Source organism: Apilactobacillus sp., from assembly GCF_025290035.1.
Lineage (GTDB): Bacteria > Bacillota > Bacilli > Lactobacillales > Lactobacillaceae > Apilactobacillus.
Genome location: NZ_JAMBKT010000001.1, coordinates 52,173 through 73,152, shown reverse-complemented (window position 1 = coordinate 73,152; position 20,980 = coordinate 52,173). Strand labels below are relative to the sequence as shown.

At 32.5% G+C, this 20,980-nt stretch carries 20 protein-coding genes and 1 riboswitch; of the genes, 6 read left to right on the top strand and 14 right to left on the bottom strand.

Features of this window, described 5'->3' with window-relative positions:
• The first annotated feature begins 5 nt into the window (after positions 1–5).
• Genes M3005_RS00365 through M3005_RS00350 form a run of 4 tightly spaced genes read left to right on the top strand, consistent with a single transcriptional unit; the run spans position 6 to position 5,052 of the window.
• The gene (locus tag M3005_RS00365) at positions 6–908 is read left to right on the top strand and encodes an RluA family pseudouridine synthase (protein ID WP_293792961.1); all 903 of its coding nucleotides are present in this window, start codon (positions 6–8) and stop codon (positions 906–908) included.
• An 11-nt stretch (positions 909–919) separates the two neighbouring features.
• The gene (gene pyrR / locus M3005_RS00360; RefSeq protein WP_053949994.1) at positions 920–1,447 is read left to right on the top strand and encodes a bifunctional pyr operon transcriptional regulator/uracil phosphoribosyltransferase PyrR; all 528 of its coding nucleotides are present in this window, start codon (positions 920–922) and stop codon (positions 1,445–1,447) included.
• A 32-nt stretch (positions 1,448–1,479) separates the two neighbouring features.
• Positions 1,480–2,553, top strand: a complete 1,074-nt coding sequence (locus tag M3005_RS00355) for a carbamoyl phosphate synthase small subunit (protein ID WP_293792702.1) — start codon at positions 1,480–1,482, stop codon at positions 2,551–2,553.
• Between the two features lie 3 nt (positions 2,554–2,556).
• Positions 2,557–5,052: a carbamoyl phosphate synthase preATP-grasp domain-containing protein gene (locus M3005_RS00350; RefSeq protein ID WP_293792700.1), complete on the top strand. Its 2,496-nt coding sequence runs from the start codon at positions 2,557–2,559 to the stop codon at positions 5,050–5,052.
• Between the two features lie 33 nt (positions 5,053–5,085).
• Here the strand turns inward: M3005_RS00350 and M3005_RS00345 are convergent, their stop codons facing one another.
• From M3005_RS00345 to M3005_RS00315, 7 genes are all read right to left on the bottom strand, one after another.
• Complete coding sequence (locus M3005_RS00345) at positions 5,086–5,643, bottom strand: hypothetical protein (RefSeq protein WP_293792699.1); 558 nt, start codon at positions 5,641–5,643, stop codon at positions 5,086–5,088.
• An 11-nt stretch (positions 5,644–5,654) separates the two neighbouring features.
• Positions 5,655–6,095 carry a hypothetical protein gene (locus M3005_RS00340; RefSeq protein WP_293792698.1) on the bottom strand — a complete coding sequence of 147 codons (441 nt, stop codon included), beginning with the start codon at positions 6,093–6,095 and terminating at the stop codon, positions 5,655–5,657.
• 146 nt (positions 6,096–6,241) lie between these two features.
• Positions 6,242–6,727: a hypothetical protein gene (locus M3005_RS00335; RefSeq protein ID WP_293792697.1), complete on the bottom strand. Its 486-nt coding sequence runs from the start codon at positions 6,725–6,727 to the stop codon at positions 6,242–6,244.
• Positions 6,728–6,901: 174 nt separating this feature from the next.
• Positions 6,902–7,429 (bottom strand): GNAT family N-acetyltransferase, encoded by a 528-nt coding sequence (locus M3005_RS00330; RefSeq protein WP_293792695.1) that lies wholly within the window; start codon positions 7,427–7,429, stop codon positions 6,902–6,904.
• 241 nt (positions 7,430–7,670) lie between these two features.
• Positions 7,671–8,141, bottom strand: a complete 471-nt coding sequence (locus M3005_RS00325; protein WP_293792959.1) for a glutathione peroxidase — start codon at positions 8,139–8,141, stop codon at positions 7,671–7,673.
• Between the two features lie 28 nt (positions 8,142–8,169).
• The gene (locus M3005_RS00320) at positions 8,170–8,715 is read right to left on the bottom strand and encodes a folate family ECF transporter S component (RefSeq protein WP_053949988.1); all 546 of its coding nucleotides are present in this window, start codon (positions 8,713–8,715) and stop codon (positions 8,170–8,172) included.
• A gap of 65 nt (positions 8,716–8,780) precedes the next feature.
• Positions 8,781–8,875: riboswitch (THF riboswitch) on the bottom strand.
• 157 nt (positions 8,876–9,032) lie between these two features.
• The gene (locus M3005_RS00315; protein ID WP_293792694.1) at positions 9,033–9,899 is read right to left on the bottom strand and encodes a DegV family protein; all 867 of its coding nucleotides are present in this window, start codon (positions 9,897–9,899) and stop codon (positions 9,033–9,035) included.
• Positions 9,900–10,058: 159 nt separating this feature from the next.
• Between M3005_RS00315 and M3005_RS00310 the strand changes: the two genes are divergently transcribed.
• On the top strand, positions 10,059–11,768 hold the full coding sequence (locus M3005_RS00310; protein WP_293792692.1) for an NFACT RNA binding domain-containing protein: 1,710 nt from the start codon (positions 10,059–10,061) through the stop codon (positions 11,766–11,768).
• Between the two features lie 32 nt (positions 11,769–11,800).
• Here the strand turns inward: M3005_RS00310 and msrA are convergent, their stop codons facing one another.
• From msrA to parE, 7 genes are all read right to left on the bottom strand, one after another.
• Complete coding sequence (gene msrA / locus M3005_RS00305; RefSeq protein WP_293792690.1) at positions 11,801–12,322, bottom strand: peptide-methionine (S)-S-oxide reductase MsrA; 522 nt, start codon at positions 12,320–12,322, stop codon at positions 11,801–11,803.
• 15 nt (positions 12,323–12,337) lie between these two features.
• Positions 12,338–12,775 (bottom strand): peptide-methionine (R)-S-oxide reductase MsrB, encoded by a 438-nt coding sequence (gene msrB, locus M3005_RS00300; RefSeq protein ID WP_053949984.1) that lies wholly within the window; start codon positions 12,773–12,775, stop codon positions 12,338–12,340.
• Positions 12,776–12,887: 112 nt separating this feature from the next.
• Positions 12,888–13,604 (bottom strand): nicotinamide mononucleotide transporter, encoded by a 717-nt coding sequence (locus M3005_RS00295; RefSeq protein WP_293792688.1) that lies wholly within the window; start codon positions 13,602–13,604, stop codon positions 12,888–12,890.
• A 116-nt stretch (positions 13,605–13,720) separates the two neighbouring features.
• A complete protein-coding gene (locus M3005_RS00290) occupies positions 13,721–14,647 on the bottom strand; it encodes a manganese-dependent inorganic pyrophosphatase (protein ID WP_293792686.1) in 927 nt (308 codons plus the stop codon).
• A gap of 21 nt (positions 14,648–14,668) precedes the next feature.
• Positions 14,669–15,637 carry a LysR family transcriptional regulator gene (locus tag M3005_RS00285; protein ID WP_293792685.1) on the bottom strand — a complete coding sequence of 323 codons (969 nt, stop codon included), beginning with the start codon at positions 15,635–15,637 and terminating at the stop codon, positions 14,669–14,671.
• 124 nt (positions 15,638–15,761) lie between these two features.
• Positions 15,762–18,227, bottom strand: a complete 2,466-nt coding sequence (gene parC, locus M3005_RS00280) for a DNA topoisomerase IV subunit A (RefSeq protein ID WP_293792683.1) — start codon at positions 18,225–18,227, stop codon at positions 15,762–15,764.
• A gap of 15 nt (positions 18,228–18,242) precedes the next feature.
• Positions 18,243–20,213, bottom strand: a complete 1,971-nt coding sequence (gene parE, locus M3005_RS00275) for a DNA topoisomerase IV subunit B (RefSeq protein ID WP_293792681.1) — start codon at positions 20,211–20,213, stop codon at positions 18,243–18,245.
• Between the two features lie 150 nt (positions 20,214–20,363).
• Between parE and plsY the strand changes: the two genes are divergently transcribed.
• On the top strand, positions 20,364–20,972 hold the full coding sequence (gene plsY / locus M3005_RS00270; protein ID WP_293792680.1) for a glycerol-3-phosphate 1-O-acyltransferase PlsY: 609 nt from the start codon (positions 20,364–20,366) through the stop codon (positions 20,970–20,972).
• Positions 20,973–20,980: the final 8 nt, after the last annotated feature.

The window sequence follows — 20,980 nt, the reverse complement described above, 5'->3', positions numbered from 1 at the left end:
CAGTAATTTATACAGTAACAGAGGGTAATGTTAGACTTGATAAGTCCATTACTGATAACATTGAGGATTTAAGCCGTGCAAGAGCGAAATCATTAATTGAAGATGGCCTTGTACTCGTGAATGGTGAAAAGAAGAAGCCTAAATATGATGTCAAAATTGATGACGAAATTACGGTTGAAATCCCCGAGCCAGAAACTATGAATGTTGAGCCAGAAGATATTCCGTTAGATATTGTTTACGAAGATGACGATGTCTTAGTAGTTAACAAGCCACAGGGTATGGTAGTTCATCCCTCAGCCGGTCATCCTAATCATACTTTAGTTAATGGGCTATTATTTCATAGCCCATTATCAACAATCAATGGTACATATAGACCAGGAATTGTCCATCGAATTGATAAGGATACTTCTGGTTTATTGATGATTGCAAAGAACAATCATGCTCATGAGAGTTTGTCACAACAACTAAAAGATAAATCAAACATTCGTGAATACATTGCATTAGTCCATGGAAACATAAAAGAAAATAGTGGTGTAATCAATGCACCAATTGGTAGATCTAAAAAAGATCGTAAAAAACAAGGGATTGTTGAGGACGGTAAGAATGCAGTTACTCACTTTAAAGTCTTAGAAAGATTCGGTGGAGAGTACACATTAGTATCTTGTATTCTAGAAACTGGTAGAACTCATCAAATCAGAGTGCATATGAAATATATTGGTCATCCACTAGTAGGAGATCCATTATATGGTCCCAAAAATACTATCCAAGGAAATGGTCAATTCTTACATGCTAAAAAGCTAGGATTCGTTCATCCAGTAACTAATGAGCAACTTGTTTTTGAAACACCATTACCTGAAATTTTTGAACAAACAATTACTAAATTAAGAAATAAATATAAGATTCAATAGGAGGAACCATCTTGAGTAAAGTCGTCGTAGATAAAATGGCAATGCAAAGAGCATTAACCAGAATTACTTATGAAATTATTGAAAAGAATAAAGGGGTAAACAACTTAGTATTAGTTGGTATTAAAACACGTGGTATTTATCTTGCTAAACGTATCGCTAACCGATTACAAAAGTTAGAAAATAAAGAAGTGCCAGTAGTTGGAATTGACGTAACTAAGTATCGTGATGATATCCAACACACTAACAACGAACCAGAAGTTCTATCTGATAATGAAGTTTCATTAAAAGATAAAAATATTATTTTAGTAGATGACGTATTATTTACTGGAAGAACTATTAATGCTGCTCTATCTGCAATTGCCGAACTAGGAAGACCTAATAACATCCGTTTAGCTGTTTTAGTTGACAGAGGTCATCGTGAATTACCAATTAGAGCTGATTTTGTTGGTAAGAACATTCCAACTTCTAAGCAAGAAATCATTCAAGTTCAAGTAGACGAAATTGATGATCAAGATTCAGTAGAAATTGATGAAAAGTAACTCTTAAATAATTCATTTAAGGAGACATTGTTATGACCACTAGATATTTAATATTAGAAGATGGAACATCATATAAGGGAAAAGGCTTTGGTGCAGAAGCTACCACAACTGGTGAAATTATTGTAAATTCTAATATGTTAGGCTATCAAGAAGTTATAACAAATCAAATTTACCATAATCAAATCATCGTTTTCACCCAACCATCAATTGGTAACACTGGGATTAATCACAAAAGCTTTGAAGCAATTGTGACTAATACTAAAGGGATCGTTGTAAAGGAATATTCAAATGTTTCTACGAATAGATTAGGAAATCTTAACCTAGACCTTTTCTTGAAACAACATAATATCCCAGGAATTGCTGGCATTGACACCCGTGAATTAACCCGTCGATTAAATAAAAAGCCAACAATGAAGGCTAGTATTGTAGATATTGATGATGAGCACGCGTTTGATCAATTACATGCGACTGTTTTAACCAATCAACAAGTAAAACAAGTTTCTACAACATCACCATTTCCAAATACTGGTGATGGAAACAATATTGTTTTGATTGATTTTGGGCTAAAATACGGTATTTTAAGAAAGTTAGCAGACCTTGACTGTAATGTGATTGTGATGCCGTGGGATACATCTAGTAAGGCCATTTTTGACCTAGATCCGGATGGCGTAGTTTTATCTACTGGTCCAGGTTCTCCTTTGGACCTCCCTAGTTCTGTTTTAGACATGATTAAGGATGTCCAAAAAGAGATTCCAATGTTCTCAATGGGATTAGGTCATGAATTGTTCGCACTAGCTAATGGTGCTAATGTCTATAAACTAGATGGTGAACACCATGGTAGTAATCATCCAATTCGACAAATTATTACTAATCAAATTATTTATGCTTCACAAAGTGAGGGATACGCTGTTGACCCTAAATCCATCATTCATGATCAACTATTAATCACATACGTTGACCTAGTGAATGGAACCGTTCAAGGAATTAGACATCGTGATTATCCAGCTTTTTCAGTACAATTTTCTCCAGATGGAGGTCCCGGACCACAAGATAGTGCGGATACATTTGAAGAATTTCTAGAAAACGTTAGCTCACAAAGGAGATAACACATGATCGATAATGAAATAAAAAAGGTATTAATTCTAGGTGGAGGACCTTCTAAAATTGGTAGTGAAACTGAACTAGATGCATCAGCATTTCAAATGATGGTAGCCTTAAAAAAACTAGGCATATCAGTTCTAGTAATGGATAACAATCCATTTTCATTAACTCTTTCTGAAGTTCAACCAGCTAACATTTTTATCAAAGAAATTAATGTAAAAAACGTAATTGACGTTTTAAATAAAGAACAACCAGACGCTCTTATTCCAATTACAGGTGGACTAAGGGCTGTTCATGTTGCTCAAGAATTGATTAATCAAGGAATCCTGGATGACCTAAATGTAAAAGTATTAGGTATTTCAAAGGAATCATTAAAAGTTTTAAATAGTCCAGATAAAATGAAAACTGCAATTAACCGCGTTTCTGAACCTGCAGTTCCATCTAAAATAATTCGCAGTGAATCAGAAGCTTTTGCGGTGGTTAGAGATATTGGTTTTCCGGTTAACATCAAGAAAGTTAACCAAAGAGAAAGCACTGAAAGAATCATTTGTAATAATGCTGAAGATTTATCCGATTTACTTGAAGATGAGTTTAAAGACGACAGTGTATGCGTAATTGAGAAGAGCATTGTTGGATACAAACAGGTCGAAACAGTAGGGGTTAGAGATCAAACCAACACTAAAATACTAATTGCTGGACTTGAAAATATTGATGCTGTTGGAGTCCATTCTGGAGATTCAATGATTATCACTCCAGTTCAAACTTTAAATGATATTGAATATCAAAATATTAGAACTGCGACCTTCAAGATTATGGATTACTTAAACATTATTGGACCTTGTCATATTCAATTTGCTTTAGATACCAATGATGGATCAAATTACTACGTAACTAAAATTAACCCGATTATTAACAGTAACACTGCTTTAGCGGCTCGTTCTACAGGGTATCCGTTGGTTTATGTATGTACTAATTTATTATTGGGTAACTCATTAAATGAAATTAAGTTGCATAATAATTACCATCATTTAACTCCAATTATGGAACCAACTTTAGATCACGTTGTTGTTAAAATGCCGGTTTGGCCATTTGATAATATTCAAGAAGCTGATCAACATCTTGGTACAAAGATGAAATCTGTCGGTTCTACAATTGGTGTGGGAAGAACTGTTGAAGAAGCGTTACTAAAGGCTCTTAGAAGCTCTCAATTTTCTCCTAGAGATGTATTACCAAGTATGAAAGAAATCAGTAATGACGAATTGATTAGTCAATTAATTCATCCAAAGTCTGATCGTTTACTAGTGTTAATTGAAGCCCTTAGACGTGGATATCAAATTGATGAATTAGAAGAGTTAACAAAGATTGACCAATTCTATTTCTATAAGTTAAGAGCTTTACTTGATGTGGAAGAGCTCATTATTAAAGAACCAATGAAGCTTAGCACTATCGAAGTAGCACATGATTTCGGTTTTGGTGATGGTATGATGGCTGAAACATGGCAAGAACCGATTGAATCAGTAAGATCTTTATATCATGCTGAAAATGAATATCCAACTTACAAAACAATTGAACCTTCAGCTGGAGAGTTTGATCAAAATATTAGATCATTTTACAGTAGTTATGAAGTTGAAAACGAATCGCATCAAGAATCTGAAAAGACAGCTTTGGTAATTGGACGTGGGGGAAATAAACTTGGTCCAAATACTGCAGCTGACTATTATACAGCTGAGATGTTAATTCAACTTCATAGAATTGGTTACAAGACAATTGTAATGAACAATAACCCGAATGCTTTATCATTAAGCCCTCAAATCAGTGATAAACAATACATTGAACCAATTCAATTAGGAGCTATTCTTAATATAATTGAACTGGAAAAACCGGTTAGGGTATTTATTCCTGGAAATCGTCACTTCTTATTAAAACAATTAAAGCAATATACCAATTTAAACGTTCAAGTACTTCCACCTGATCAAGAAACAGGGGTTGTTTTACCCAAAGACGTTACTTATGCATTAAATTTCTTTGTTACTAAAGAAGATAGTTACTTCATATCTACTGAAAAGCTTATTAGTAATAATAAGAGTGACTTAGACTATGTTACTGCATATGAAACTCCGTATGTCTTAGATGATAGTACTTTGGAGCAAGATATTAAGCTATCTAAAGAGCATATCGCTAGTTCTAATTGGATTGGTTTAGTTCAAATCTTGTTTAATCAAACTAAAAATGGCAAATCTGAATACGTTGGAATCAGGCCACTAAGACTTACTGAAACCATTTTCCTAAGCAGGGCGACAGGAATTAATTGGGTACGTGCCCTTGTCAGATTCTATACTAAGAAATTAGATATAGACGCCCTTATGGCTTCTATGCCTGATGTTTCAAATAGAACCACGCAAATGCAAGCAACATTCCCATTTAAACAATTAAACGTCAAAGTTGATCATGCGAATAGTTCTCAAGAAGTAGGGGCTAGAATAAAATTTAAAATTGAAGATTAAAAAAGACATTTCATTTTTGAAATGTCTTTTTTATTAATTGTTTTCAAAATATTTATCATCAGGTGTTCGCCCAGTGTTATTTAATACGACACTAATACCATTAACGGATCTGTTATCGCTATCATTTGTTGGTTTAGCTGATACCTGAGCTTGAATGTTATTATGACTATCTAATTGTAAGTTAGAGAATGTTATTGTTAAGGATTCACCATTTGTATCATCACCATCACTGGGTTGATTGATAATTAATTGGTTATTACTTAAACTGTATGAACATTTTTCACCATTAGTCCACTTATCATATTCTGGATATTTATAAGCCATTGAGAAATTACTTAAGTCATCTGAATATAAAACGTCTTTATCATTAAGAAAGTATAAATAAAAGTTATTATCATTGTAAGAAAATGTCCAAATGGTTTTCTTTTCAGTAGTTTCTTGAATGATTTTAGCTGGGGTAGGTCCCAGTTGTGTAGGACTACCGTTAACAACTTGATTTCTAACACCAACAACAACTGTAACTGAAATCAAGACAGTAATTAAATAAAAAAGGTTTTTATGTGCTTCTTTAAATGCTGAAATAAATCCCATAATGTTCACTCCTAATCGTCAGAAATTTTATCACCGGTATTTTTAATGGTTACTCTTTGATTACCTAAAGTAGCGTCGATGTTTTTACCGTTGGTCTCTAAATCAGTGAACTTTAAAGAAGAAAGACTAAAGCTATCATCTGTTAATTTATAATCAGTTGAGTTTGAAACCATTGCAATATGGTATTCATCATCTTTATAATGAGCTTCATCTGAATCCAAATAGAAGTAGATAGTGGCGTCTTCGTTATCTTCATCTTTATATGTAACTTTCCATAAAGTGTGATCTTTAATAGATTGCTTAATTAAAGATGTAGGTGCTTCTGATGCGCTAAAAACATTTCCACTCGTAATAACATTTTTTACTCCGAGCAAAATTAAAATAACGATAACTGCAATTATCGCATAAAAAGCATTTTTATGTGATTTCTTAAAGTTTGTAATATTAGACATATATGAATCCCCCTGTTTTTATATATAATCTATCTATAAGTATATCATAATAAAGGTGAATAATATATATCCATTAGTTTTAATGTATAGATGTATGCAAAATAAAAAGACCACCTTTATATAAAAAGGGGTCTTTAATCAATAATTTATTTAATATATCCATCCTTGCTGATTGTCGCATTTTGTTTAAAGGATGTACTTTCAGAATCAGTTTCAATAACTCCTTTAAATTTGTTATTGTTAACCTTCTTCAAGTTATATATCTTAATGTTGACTTGTTCTTCATCATACTTGATGTTAAACGTGATTTCGCCACCATTATTTTGATATGTTCCAACGTCATCACTGTAATTATTAGGATTCTTGTATATTCCATTTAAATCTGATTTATCTTCAGCAATTAAAACTTGATTATCCTTATTAAAGAATAAATATGTAACGTTTGAGTCGCTGCTTCTAAGCTTCCAAATAACTTTTCCTTTTTGATCAGCCTTAACTAGCAAGCTAGCATTATTATTGGTAAATTGATAGAACTTACCATTATCAATCGTGTTTCTAATTCCCAATCCAATTAAAACAATCACTACAAAAGCAAACAGATAAAATTTTCTGCTTCGTTTAAATATTTTCATAATAACTCTCCAATTCCATAATATGTATGCATTCTATCATATGAACCTTAAAACTAAGATTAATTTGCCTTCAAAAATTAAATAAAAATAAAAGGGCGCATTACACTGCAATTTAATGTATAACTATACACATTAATATAAAAACTCGCAGCACAGAGCTCCCTAAATTTCACCTTATTTATGATTAATCACATCTACAGATATTCCAAGTAACTTATTCGCATAAAGATAATCATCCTTAGTACAATCTTTATTAGAAGTAAGTAGGTGGAACTTTTCGCCAGAATCAATTGAAAATAAGTTTGTGTCAATTAGTCCATTCTTGATATAAAAACGATATCTAGCATCACGTTGTTTAGAATTAGCAAAGCTACCAATTGTAGATTCACATTCTAATATAAAACCATCCTTAAATTTGCTATTTAAAGCATTAAGAACCAATTTACCAAGTCCTTGGCCACGAATACTAGAATCAATAGCAAAGTATAAAATAAAGGCCTTATCATTTAAATCAACTAGATATAAGATACCAGCATGTTTATTGTTATGCTTAATCAAATACATTTTAATACGATGATCAGAATCAGCAAGCTGTATTAAATCATCAAATGAAATTTTTTCATAATCTGGAAAAGAGTCATTATATAACTGATGCCAATAATTTGACTCGTTTAAATCTTTAATTTCGGAAAATGAAATCATATAAAAATCCTTTCAACATTTTATACAAGTTTAACATATTATTTACGAAATCAATAATTACAGTAATAAAATTAAAAATGCTGTTTCTTTCTTACTTTTTAGGTTACTTCGCATAATATATATTATGTAAAGTAGATAAATAAAATTAAACAGAGACATATTTCACATATTCCCCCTTTATATATTTGCAATTAATTAATAGTAAAAATAAAAAAGCATCCAATTTAATGGATGCTTTTAATTATTGATTAAGTTCACTAATAATATCTTGTTCGAACTTACGAGGATTCTTTAATGGTGAATATCTTTTAATAAATTCACCATTCTTATTAATTAAAAATTTAGTATAGTTAAACTTTATACGGCCTTTACCTGAAGCATTTTTCAAGTAAGTAAATAATGGTAATTCATCTTTACCGTTAACTTTCACTTGTTTGCTCATTGGGAAAGTTACACCGTAGTGTAATTGGCAATATTCACTGGTTTTTTGATCATCTTTTAACTCCATGTGGAATTGATTTGATGGAACGCCAATGATAACAAAATTATCGTCTTTATATTTATCGTATAAGTATTGTAGATCTTTTAATTGTCCTGCAAGACCACACTTACTTGCTGTATTAACAACAAGTACTACCTTACCTTTTAAATCATTAAAATCAATGTTTGATCCATTCATTTCAGTTAACTTAAAATCGTAAAAATTTTTAATCATATAACTTCACTCTCAATCGAATTTATTATTTCCAACGAGACTTAATTAGTTTTTGCATGATTGGGTTACCTAGAACAACAACAAGTAATACCATTTGAATTGGTGTTGTAATAACTTGTTTTACTAGTCTAGTCATGATAAATACTTTAAAACTGTATCCTGATGTTAATGGTGATAAAGTTAAGAATAAAGTATTCATAAATGTGTTTACCAATAAGGTAATAATTAATTGAGCTACAATTGCTTTCCATGGGCTGAATTTTTCATTTTTGTATAAAAATAGTCCAAAGATAAATGCTGCTGTCATTGCTGATAGAGTAAAACCTGGTAAGTACATTTGTCCACTCAATAGTGTAAACATTACATCACAGACCCCTGCTACTACTGCTGAAATGATTGGTCCATACATGGATGCCATTACAGCTGTAACTAGGAATGAGAAAGTAAATACAACGATTGGAGTGTGTATTCCAAATTTTCCTAATACATATGACAATGCCATTAAAATAGCAATTGTTGATGCGTCCCTAACGTTAATACGTGGAACTCTAAATAAAGTTGAAGCATTCATAAAAACAAGACATCTCCTAGTGGAGCTGCCACTAAATCATTATAAAAACGATATTATAAAAACGTTGTGGCGAATGCGGGATATACATCGCAACCGTAGTTTTCGTCTAGCGTTCACATTCCGTTCCACTAGCACTTTACGCATATAACCCTACTCCTAAATTTTTTTGCAAAATAACTTGCAACATCTATATTATCATTTATAAAAACATAAAACAACTAACATTTTATACTTTTTGTTCAATTAATGTTTGTGTTTTGGTGAATAATAACCCTAAAATTCTAATTAAGTACGTTTATTTAATGTAAAATATTAACTTATTTGGTTTCTGTATCAATCATCCAGGCTAATGCTAATGATTTATTTCCTAAATGAGTTCCAATAACTGGACCAAAATAACTTTCTTCAATCTTCATATCAGGATAAATAGACTGAATACTTTCTTTCCATTCGTGTCCAGCTTCAGGATCATTTCCATTAATAACGATGGCTTTTACTGGATAATCAACTTTATCAATTGCTTCTTTAAATAGTTCTTCAGTTCTCTTTAATGCTTTTTTACGAGAACGAACTTTTTCAAAAGCTACAATTTCGTTTGATTGCTTATCAAATGTTAGAAGAGGTTTAATTTTTAACAAACTACCTAAAAACGCTGAAGCATTTGACAGTCTTCCACCTCTAACTAGGTTTTGCAAATCATCTACAACAAAAATTTCATCAATGGTATCTCTAACCATATCTAAGTGTTCAATAACTTCTTCAATTGATTTACCTGCTTCAACCTGTTTAGCAGCTTCAATTACCAAGTTCCCCATTAATTTTACTGTAATTTTTGAATTGTAAGGAATTACTTTAATATTTTCAATAGTGGGTGCTAACGCGGATAGTGAATTAAAGAACCCAGAAATAGTACTTGCTAAATGAATACTGATAACTGCATCGTATCCCTCTTCAGCTAGACTATTGTACATATTGATTAATTCTCCCATAGCAGGTTGAGAAGTACTTGGGAATGATTGCGAATTCTTCAATTTTTCATAGAATTCCTCGGTTGAGATATTTACCTCTTCTTCATAACTCTTACCATCAATCATGACAGGCATTGGAATAATATGAATGCCATATTTTTCTTGCTCTTCTTTTGATAAGTAAGAAGTACTATCTGTTACGATTGCAATTTTCATTATTTATCATCCTTTTAATCTTAATACGATCTTTTAATTTATATAAAAATTATAACATTAAACCAGTTTTATATCATGAGAACTCTGTTATTTTTGCTAAGTATAGCTTATTTAAGTTATACTATATTATAAGATTTTTAACGAAAGAGAGATGATAAAATGTCATTTGATGGTTCATTCACACATGCTATGGTCGCTGAATTAAATAACCTAGTTACTGGTGGTCGAATTTCAAAAATTAATCAACCTTATGATAATGAAGTCGTTATCACAATTAGATCTAACCATGAAAATTACCCTATTTTAATTTCTGCGAACCCTAACTATGCACGTGTACAAGTTTCAAGAACTTCATATGTTAATCCCAAGGTTCCAACTAATTTTACAATGACATTGAGAAAACATCTAAGCGGATCAATTTTAAAAAAAGTTACTCAAATTGATAATGATCGAGTAATGGTTTTTCATTTTACAACACGCAATGAAATTGGTGACCTCAAAGAAATGATGTTAGTTGTAGAAATTATGGCTCGTCATAGTAATATTATTTTAGTAGATACTCAAGATGATATGCGTATTATTGACGCTATTAAACGCATTGGTGCTGATAAGAATAGATATAGAACCATTTTACCAGGAGATACCTACATCACCCCTCCAAACCAAAATATGATTAATCCATTCAGTGATGACTTTGACTTTAACATAGTGGAAACATTGCTTTCTAACTATCCTAACCAAGAAGTTTTATCTACTGAATTTCGTAAAACATTTCAAGGTTTAGGAAAGGATACATCACTATTTTTAGCAAAAATGATGCATGTTAGTACAAATCATAGAGATGGATTCAGTGAATTCTTTTCATTTTTTGATAATCCAAATCCTACACTGATTGAACATAATGGATCAGCAATTTTTACAGTTTATCCTTTTGAAGAAAAAGCTACAACCTTTAACTCTTTAAGTGAACTTCTTGATCATTTTTATGAAACTAAAGCTAGATTAGATCGCGTTAAGCAACAAGGTAGTGTTTTAATCAAAGTGGCTAAATCTGAACTTAAGAAAAACAAAACTAAAAAGAAAAAGTTGGAAAAGACTTTAGAAAACACGAAATACGCTGATGATTATAGAATTAAAGGAGAAATTTTAACGACCTATCTACATGAAATTAAAAAAGGGATGACTAAAATCACCCTTCCTAACTTTTATGATAATGGTAATCCGATTGAAATTAGTATTTCTAACCAAATTTCTCCATCAGAAAATGCACAAAAGTATTTCAAAAGATATCAAAAAGAAAAGAATGCTGTATCTTATGTTACTGATCAACTTGAAAAGACGAATAATGAAATCAATTATTTTGATAATATCTTATCTCAAATTGAACTTGCTAATCCATCTGACTTAGATGACATAAAAGTTGAATTTGAAAATGAAGGTTATTTAAAACATCATAATAATCATTCAAACAAAAAAACTACCAATACTAAAATTAGTAAGCCTGAAGAATTTATTACTGATGAAGGTGTTCATATTCTTGTTGGTAAAAATAATTTGCAAAACGATAAGTTAACAATGAAAGATGCTGATAAACGTGACACTTGGTTGCATACTCAAAAGATTCATGGATCACACGTTATTATTAAAGACTTTAATCCGGATGATAAAACGATTGAAGACGCTGCTATGCTTGCAGCATATTTCTCTAAAGCACGTGATTCAGCAACCGTTCCAGTTGACTATGTTCAGGTTAAAAAAATTAGAAAACCTAACGGATCAAAACCTGGCTTCGTTATATATGAAGGTCAACAAACAATTTATGTCACTCCTAGCAAAGAATTCGTTGATAACTTAAGAAAGAACAAATAAAAAAAAGATTGCCGATTGGCAATCTTTTTTTGTTATCTAGCCCATTTTGTATCTTTAAATTGTTGACGACCACCTAATTCTTCTATTTGTGCTCGTAATGGGTTCTTTTTGTAGAAGTCTTGGTGATAATCTTCAGCTGGATAGAATGGTTTTGCATCTTCAATTGAAGTAACAATTGGATCATCAAACATGCCACTTTCAGCTAAAGCTTTTTTAGAAGCTTCTGCCACTTCTCTTTGTTCTTCGCTATTTACGAAGATTACTGGACGGTAGCTGTCACCACGGTCTTGGAATTGACCAGCAGCATCAGTTGGATCAGTTTGTCTCCAGTAAATTTCAACAAGTTCTTTGTATGAAATAATTTCTGGATCAAATGTGATTTCAACTGCTTCAGTATGACCAGTAGTATGGCTACATACTTGTTCGTATGTTGGGTTGGCAACGTGTCCTCCAGTATAACCTGAGATTACACTTTCAATTCCTGGTTGTTGATCAAATGGTTCAACCATACACCAGAAACAACCACCCGCAAAAATTGCTGTTTCTTTACTCATTATAAAATCCCCCTTTTATTTAAATTCAGCTGCGTATTTACCGTAGCCTTCTTCTTCTAATTTATCAACTGGAATAAATCTTAATGAAGCTGAGTTAATGCAGTATCTCAATCCACCCTTATCTTGTGGTCCATCTGGGAAAACATGTCCTAAATGTGAGTTTGCTTCACTACTTCTAACTTCATTTCTAATCATTCCGTGAGAAGTATCTAGATTGCTCTTAATACTGCTTTGTTCGATTGGTTTAGTGAATGCTGGCCATCCACATCCTGAGTTGTACTTATCTTTTGATGTAAACAATGGTTCACCTGAAACAATATCTACATATAATCCATCTTCAAAAAAATCATCGAATTCATTTGTAAATGGTCTTTCAGTACCAGCGTTTTGAGTAACTTCATATTGTTCGTCTGTTAAACGACTTCTTAATTCTTCTTCACTGTATTTTTTCATAATTAACAGCTCCTTTGCTTAATTATGACATATCAAATGCTGATATATCGTACACGACATATCTATAATGATAACGAATATTGAAAATATTGCAACTCATTAGCACAATATATTATTCGGCATCCTTACCCCAATATGCATTACCAGCAAGTGCCATTAGAATGTAATAAATGTATTTTCCAACGTTTGCAAAATTAAATTGACTAAATGCCTTAGCTAATTGAATAAAGTCGTATAATAGCCAGAATTTCCATTGTGTTGAAATCTTCATGGCATTCATAATATTTGCGATTAATGAGATTCCAAATACAAAACTAGTTAATACATATAGGACAGAATCAGATGAATTTAGTTGACCGTATCCAATGTAATTGATACCAAAACTAAATAACAATGATAATAGAGATAAAATGACAAAAAGTATTTTTCCCTTAGCAGTATTCATTAAGTTTGATTTCTTAAATTTATCAGAATTAGTCCATGTCTTAATTGCCCAGATCTGGATAATAAAACTAATTGGGTAAGTTAAAATTGCACCATGATTACCAAGTAAGTAATCAATAATACAACCCAAGATAATCTCAGGAACTCCTATCCAATTACCCCAATTACTAAATCGACCAACTAATCTAGTAGACATAATAGACATACAAGCATCAAATGCACTAATTAAACCAAATGGAACAAAAATTGCCCAGTGTCCCCAATGAGTCACATCATTAAGTGATTCAAATAGATATCCTGATAGAAATGCACAAATAAATATAATTACAATTCCTAATAAATCCATCACTCTTGAAGTTGCTAAATTTCTTAATACTTTTACCATTTTGAAAATCTCCTATTGTTTTTATTTGAGACAGCCGTATTCCGGATGCAACGCTGTCAGATATTTTATATAAATAAAAAGCACATCTCTAGGATGTGCTTTTTACCGTCCTAATACTAATCTAAAACATCAGTTAATTGAGGAACAACTTGTTTCTTTCTTGATACAACACCTGGTAAGGCAATTGTGTCGTCAGAAATAGTTTGGTTAAATGCTTTTTCAACAGCATCTTTAGGTTCACCATATACAATGGCTTCTGAGTTGCTGTCTAAAACATTAGTAGCAATAACTAAGAATAAATCATATCCTTCAGCTTTTGCTTCTTCTTCCATAGCTTTTAGTAAATCAGCTTTACGTTTTAAGACGTCGTTAACATCAACAGTGTTAATTTGGTCGATACGAACAGCTTTACCACCCATAGTGAATGACTTAGCATCACCGTCAATTAGGTCTTTATCAGATCTAGCATCAACGTTAGTACCAGCTTTTAGCATCTTGATACCGTATTCTTCGTAGTCAACATTAGCAATCTTAGCTAATGCTTCAACTGCTTTCTTGTCAACATCTGTAGTTGTTGGTGATTTTAGTAATAATGTATCAGAAATGATTGCTGATAGCATTAGTCCTGCTAATTTTTCAGGAATTTCAACATTTTTTTCGTTAAACATTTCAAAAATTACAGTACTTACACAACCAACTGGTTCTGCGCGATAAAATACTGGTTTTTCAGTATTAAAATCTGCAATTCTGTGATGATCAACAACATGAGTTACAGTTAATTTATCAATATCTGAAACACTTTGTTGAGGTTCATTATGATCCACTAGCATAACAGATTCAACTTCAGATGAAGCTTCACTAATTACACGAGGTGTATCTTGTTTAAAGTAGTCTAAAACAAATTTAGTTTCTTCATTAGGTGTACCTAAAGCAACTGCTTCAACATCGTAACCTAATTTGTTTTGTAGATATGCATATTCGATAGCTGCACAAATTGCATCAGTATCTGGACTTTGGTGTCCGAAAACTAATTCTTTAGCCATGATAAAACTTCCTTTATCTTTTTAGTAGTTGTCCTTTAATCTTGTTAGGTAGTCTCTTTCATCTAAGAATTTATCAAATTCTTCTAGGAATGAACCCACACGAGGAATCATTTTCTTATTTGTTCTGTAGACGAATGCTAGATCAAAATTAATGTTTGGATTCAAACGGGCAACCCATGTATTATTATCTTCCAATTTTTTAACATCTTTGTCAATCATAAATGAACTTGGAAGTGCAGTATTTAATCCAGTGTTAACTGCAAAGCGTAAGATTTGTTCTGGAGTTGAGAAACAAGCACCACTCTTAGGACTATCTAGTAGTTGATCCTTGTATTCAGTTTTTAGAATTGAATCTAAGAAGTAATCTTCTGGATAAGTAACCCATGGTCTATCCAATGTGTCCTTAAATTTAATTTTATCTTTTCCAGCAAATTTTTCATTATGGTGAATGTACATTAAGTCATCACTCATAATCTTTTGTGCTTCATATGGCTTCCAGTTCTTAATTGATGAATCTGGTAAGTACATAATTGCTAAATCAATACGGTTGTTTTCCAAGCTTTCCCAAATTTCCTTACGGGTTAACATTCTTAAGTTAATCTTCAATTCAGGATTCTTTTTGTATAATTCAGCGATGAACTTTTCAAATACTTTAACTTGAATTGATGATAAAACACCAATGTTAATATCACCAGTTGAAGCGCTGTTTGATTGTTCAATTTCGTCAGCAGTTTGGTTTAAAATTTCATAAATATCTTTTGTAGACTTTAGCATAATGTTACCAGCTGATGATAACTTTAATTTTTTACCAATTGAATAAAATAATGGTGCCCCAACAGTCTTTTCAAGCTTTTTAATTTGTTGAGTAAGAGCTGGTTGAGTAATTCCCAAAATTTGTGCTGCTTGAGTGTAATTCATAGTTTCTGCTAATTGCAAAAAGTATGAAAGTGTTTTTGAAGAGAAAATATTTTCTTGCTTAGTTTTTTTCATTTTTTACCCCTATTTATCCATAAAATTATCATATAATAAATTCTTCATTAGAATATAATAACCTAATCATCATAAAATAACAATAAATTTTATGATTTTGATAATAATTATTCTATAGATAATATTACTTAATATTAGCCACTACTTCAGGATGTAATACCATCATATTTAATGGTTGTCCTTCAGCATCAACATCTAATAAAGCAGAACCATTTGATTGTCTATCGTTAATTGGATGTTCCGAAGGCATAATGTCATGGGTACGACGTCTATCAGTAACCACTTGAATTGGATTGTAACTGTCGTTAGATTCTTCAAGCTTAACCAAGTCCACTAATTCATGTGGATTCTTCTTAAGTGGTTTTAGAACTTGAACCCCTCTACGTGCACGACTTGCTAATGGAACTTCACTAACTTTCATATTCTTGTAGAATCCACGTTGGGTAATCATCCCCACAACATCATCTTCTCTTACCAATGCGACATTAGCGACAAATTCATCATCCCTAATATCCATTGATCTAACACCAGTTGAACGAGCACCTGAATAAGATACTTCATCTAATTCAAAACATGTTGCTAATCCGACATTTGAAGCAATAAACACTAATGGATTATCGTCTTGTTTTTCTACATATTCCACATTTAATACATAGGCACTATCATCTTTTAGCTTTTCATAAACAGCTGGTCTAGAACGATAGTTACGTCCAGGTGCTAATTTATCAAATTCGGTTTGTTTGATATAGCCGTCACTAGTTGAAATAACAAACTTACCAGTTTCTTTAAGAGTCTTAAATGACATGACCTTAATGATCGCTTCATCATCACTTAAACCAATTGTTTGAGAAATATGTTCACCAGTTTCCTTCCACTTAGCATCAGTGATTTCATGAACTGGACGGTAAATTAAGTTACCTTTATTAGTAAACATAAACAAATGTTGTAGTGTGGTTAGTTCTTCTAAGAAAATTGGATAGTCATCTTCTTTTAGACCATCATCATCAACATCTGAAGCTTTGTATGAACGAACACTACTACGTTTTAGATAGCCATCATGACTAACCATCACAACAACGTCTTCTTCTGGAACAGTAATTGTCTTACTGATTTTTAGTTCTTCGACTTCGGCTTCAATCTTAGTTAAACGATCATTACCATATGCTTTTTTAATTGCCTTAAATTCATTAGTAAGAACACGATTCAATTCACTATCATCGTTTAAGATCTTATTGAATTCTAAAATATCAGCAGTTAATTTGGCTTTTTCAGTTTCTAGTTCAACCACATCTGTATTAGTTAAACGGTATAGTTGTAACTTAACGATTGCATCTGCTTGTTTTTCAGAGAAATCGAATTTAGTAATCAAATTATTACATGCATCTTTACGATTATCACTTGCTCTAATTGTCTTAATTACATCATCTAGGATAGATAAAGCTTTAATTAAACCATCAACAATATGTTGTCTAGCCATTGCTTTATCTAAATCGTATTGAGTACGTTTAGAAACCACTAATCTTTGATAATCAAGATATGAGTCCAAGATTTCCTTTAAAGATAATCTTTCTGGACGCATTTTGTTGATTGCGACCACGTTAAAGTGATAGTTAATTTGTAAATCGGTGTTTTTAAATAGGTAATTTAAGATTCCGGTAGCATCTACATCTCGTTTTAATTCGATAGCAATAGATAAACCATTACGGTCACTTTCATCTCTAACTTCAGCGATTCCATCAATTTTCTTATTGATTCTGATTTCATCAATTTGTTTTACCAATTGAAGCTTATTAACTTCATATGGTAGTTCACTTACTCTAATTAAAGTTTTATTACCACGTAGTTCTTCAACACTAGTCTTAGAACGAATAATAATCTTTCCACGACCAGTTTCATATGCCTTCTTAATACCATCAAGGCCTTGTACGATTCCTCCAGTTGGGAAGTCAGGACCCTTGATGAATTCCATTAATTCTTCTAATGAAGCATCAGGATGTTTTTGTAAGTGCATTAAAGCATCTAATACTTCTGTTAGGTTGTGAGGTGGAATTTCAGTTGCATATCCTGAAGAAATACCTGTTGCACCGTTTACTAATAAGTTAGGGAAACGTGATGGAAGTACAGTTGGTTCATTTTCAGTGTCATCAAAGTTTGGCACCCAATCAACTGTATCTTTATCAATGTCTCTTAGCATTTCAGATGCAATTTTACTCAATCTAGCTTCGGTATAACGCATCGCCGCAGCTGGATCTCCATCCATTGAACCATTGTTACCGTGCATTTCAATTAATGGTTCTCTGATTTTCCATTCTTGACTCATTCTTACTAATGCTTCATAGATAGAACTATCACCATGGGGATGGAAATTACCCATAACATTACCAACTGACTTAGCTGACTTTCTGAAACCTTTGTCAAAGGTATTTCCATCCTTGTTCATTGCATATAGAATTCTTCGTTGGACAGGCTTTAGTCCGTCACGAACATCTGGTAACGCTCTTTCTTGAATGATTGATTTAGAGTATCTACTAAATCTTTCACTCATGATTTGTTCAAGCGTTAGTTTTTCAATCACTGAATGATTAGCCACTTCGTTTCCTCCTATCTATTCAATTTCTGTTTCTTTAGTTGTATCTAAAATACTGCCGTCTTCTTCTAGTGTGAATTTAACGTTTTCTTCAATCCATTCACGTCTTGGTTCAACTTTGTCACCCATAAGAGTAGTTACACGCTTTTCAGCAAGTGCAGCATCATCAATTTGAACTTGAATTAAAGTTCTGTTATCCGGGTCCATAGTAGTTTCCCATAATTGATCGGCGTTCATTTCGCCAAGACCTTTAAATCTTTGTAAAGCAGGATGTTGGCCAAACGCTTTTAACTTGTCTGTTAATTCGTCGTTAGTCCAAGCATAATCAACTTGGTTCTTCTTACCAGACTTTTGTTGAATCTTATATAAAGGTGGAAGCGCAATGTACACTCTACCTTGTTCAACCATTGGACGCATGTACTTGTAGAAGAATGTTAATAACAGAATTTGAATATGGGCACCATCATCATCGGCATCGGTCATGATGATGACTTTATCATAGTTGGCATCTTCAATATTGAAGTCCGCACCAACACCAGCACCAATTGTATAAATCATGGTACTAATTTCTTCATTTTTTAAGATATCATCTAGTTTTGCTCTTTCAGTATTTAAAACCTTACCACGTAAAGGCAAAATTGCTTGATGCTTACGGTCACGTCCTTGTTTAGCAGAACCACCCGCAGAATCCCCTTCGACTAGGAATAGTTCATTTTTAGAAACATCTTTAGATTGCGCTGGTGTTAATTTACCAGATAGTAATCTTTCCTTCTTGTGTTTCTTCTTACCATTACGACTTTCATCACGAGCTTTACGCGCAGCTTCTCTCGCCTTACGTGCTCTTAATGACTTATGAACTAATTCTTGAGCAAAATCATTGTTTTCCAATAGGAAGTAACCTAATTGTTCTGAAACAATATTATCAACAATAGAACGAACTTCAGGACTTCCTAGTTTTTCTTTGGTTTGACCTTCGAATTGAAGCATTTCCTCAGGCACTTTAATTGAAATAACCGCAGATAGACCTTCTCTAACATCAGTTCCGTCTAAGTTCTTTTCTTTATCCTTTAATAGTTTTACTCGACGCGCAAAATCATTAAAAGACTTGGTCCAGGCACTTCTAAAACCTGATTCGTGAGTTCCACCATCTTTAGTTCTAACGTTATTAACGAATGAAAGTGTGTTTTCTGTATAACCGTCATTGTATTGAGCAGCTACTTCAACTTCAACACCATCTTTTGATCCATCAAAATACATGATGTTACCAAGAGTATGCTTATCTTCGTTCAAGTATTGAACAAACTCTTTAATTCCATCTTTAAAATGGAACTCTTCGCTACGTTCTTGACCCACTCGTTCATCAGTTAAAGTGATTTTTATGCCGTTTAATAAAAATGCTGATTCTCTTAAACGTTGTCTTAAAATATCGTAGTTATAAATAGTGGTTGTAAAAATACTACTATCAGGCTTGAAAGTGACAGTAGTTCCACTATGTTCTTTTGTTTTACCGATTTTCTTAAGGGTGCCAATTGGTTGACCACCATTTTCGAAATCTTCTTCATATTTGTAACCATCTCTAACAATAGTTACACTTAAACTGTTTGAAAGTGCATTAACAACACTGGAACCTACCCCGTGCAAACCACCGGAGGTCTTGTATCCACCATTTTCTGTAAACTTACCACCAGCATGTAATACAGTTAAGATTACTTCTGGAGTGGGTTTACCAGATGAATGCATTCCTACAGGCATTCCACGTCCATGATCCACCACTGTAATACTATTATCATTATGTATAGTAACGTTAATTTCGTCACCATATCCGGCTAATGCTTCATCGACCGCATTATCCACAATTTCGTATACCAAATGATGTAATCCTTTACTATCGGTAGAACCGATGTACATACCAGGACGTTTTCTAACTGCTTCCAATCCTTTAAGAACTTGAATGGAGTCATCATTATAGTTTTCTGACTTATTAGCCATCATTACGCACTCCCTTTCATACAATATAATATATTACATTATTTAAAAACGTTTTAAAAGGGCTTTAGTTTAGGAATTGCGATACTAGGTTGTCTAAATTCGTAAAAATGGTAGAATTAATAGATAGTTATTTTGGGGGAGGAACGTTTTTTGAAACTTATACTATTATTAATAGTGGCTTACTTATTAGGGTCACTACCTAGTGGAATCTGGGTTGGAAAATTATTTTTCCATAAAGATATCACTAAATTGGGTTCCGGAAACATGGGAACCACCAATACGTTTAGAGAATTAGGAAAGACTGCTGGAGCGGTTGTAATGATTCTAGATATTCTAAAAGGAACAATCGCTACATTACTTCCAGCTTTCTTCAATATCTCACACGTATCACCAATTATATTTGGTCTGTTCGCTGTATTAGGCCACACTTTCTCAGTTTTTGCTCATTTTAAAGGTGGTAAAGCTGTTGCAACAAGTGCAGGGATGCTATTAGCAATTCACCCTATTTTATTCTTATGTGCATTTGCTTTTGAAATTATTTTTACTTACTTAACAAGTATGGTTAGTCTTGCTAGTATGATCTCATTCCCACTTATTACCATCTTAATATTAATGGATGGTGATTACTGGTTAGGTTTAATCGGAATCATATTAACTGTCTTCATCTTTGTAAGACACCGCAGTAACATTACAAGAATTAAAAATGGAAACGAAAACTTAGTTCCATTTGGGCTTGTATATAAACATCGTAATAAATAATAAAAAAA

Bases quoted from the DNA above. Each gene is read 5' to 3' on its own strand.
- M3005_RS00310 (WP_293792692.1), top strand. From the start codon at position 10,059: ATGTCATTTGATGGTTCATTCACACATGCTATGGTCGCTGAATTAAAT.
- M3005_RS00290 (WP_293792686.1), bottom strand. From the start codon at position 14,647: ATGGCTAAAGAATTAGTTTTCGGACACCAAAGTCCAGATACTGATGCA.
- M3005_RS00315 (WP_293792694.1), bottom strand. From the start codon at position 9,899: ATGAAAATTGCAATCGTAACAGATAGTACTTCTTACTTATCAAAAGAA.
- M3005_RS00330 (WP_293792695.1), bottom strand. From the start codon at position 7,429: ATGATTTCATTTTCCGAAATTAAAGATTTAAACGAGTCAAATTATTGG.
- parE (WP_293792681.1), bottom strand. From the start codon at position 20,213: ATGGCTAATAAGTCAGAAAACTATAATGATGACTCCATTCAAGTTCTT.
- M3005_RS00335 (WP_293792697.1), bottom strand. From the start codon at position 6,727: ATGAAAATATTTAAACGAAGCAGAAAATTTTATCTGTTTGCTTTTGTA.
- M3005_RS00285 (WP_293792685.1), bottom strand. From the start codon at position 15,637: ATGAAAAAAACTAAGCAAGAAAATATTTTCTCTTCAAAAACACTTTCA.
- M3005_RS00350 (WP_293792700.1), top strand. From the start codon at position 2,557: ATGATCGATAATGAAATAAAAAAGGTATTAATTCTAGGTGGAGGACCT.
- msrB (WP_053949984.1), bottom strand. From the start codon at position 12,775: ATGAAAAAATACAGTGAAGAAGAATTAAGAAGTCGTTTAACAGACGAA.
- M3005_RS00295 (WP_293792688.1), bottom strand. From the start codon at position 13,604: ATGGTAAAAGTATTAAGAAATTTAGCAACTTCAAGAGTGATGGATTTA.
- M3005_RS00320 (WP_053949988.1), bottom strand. From the start codon at position 8,715: ATGAATGCTTCAACTTTATTTAGAGTTCCACGTATTAACGTTAGGGAC.
- M3005_RS00355 (WP_293792702.1), top strand. From the start codon at position 1,480: ATGACCACTAGATATTTAATATTAGAAGATGGAACATCATATAAGGGA.
- M3005_RS00340 (WP_293792698.1), bottom strand. From the start codon at position 6,095: ATGTCTAATATTACAAACTTTAAGAAATCACATAAAAATGCTTTTTAT.
- msrA (WP_293792690.1), bottom strand. From the start codon at position 12,322: ATGAGTAAAGAAACAGCAATTTTTGCGGGTGGTTGTTTCTGGTGTATG.
- M3005_RS00345 (WP_293792699.1), bottom strand. From the start codon at position 5,643: ATGGGATTTATTTCAGCATTTAAAGAAGCACATAAAAACCTTTTTTAT.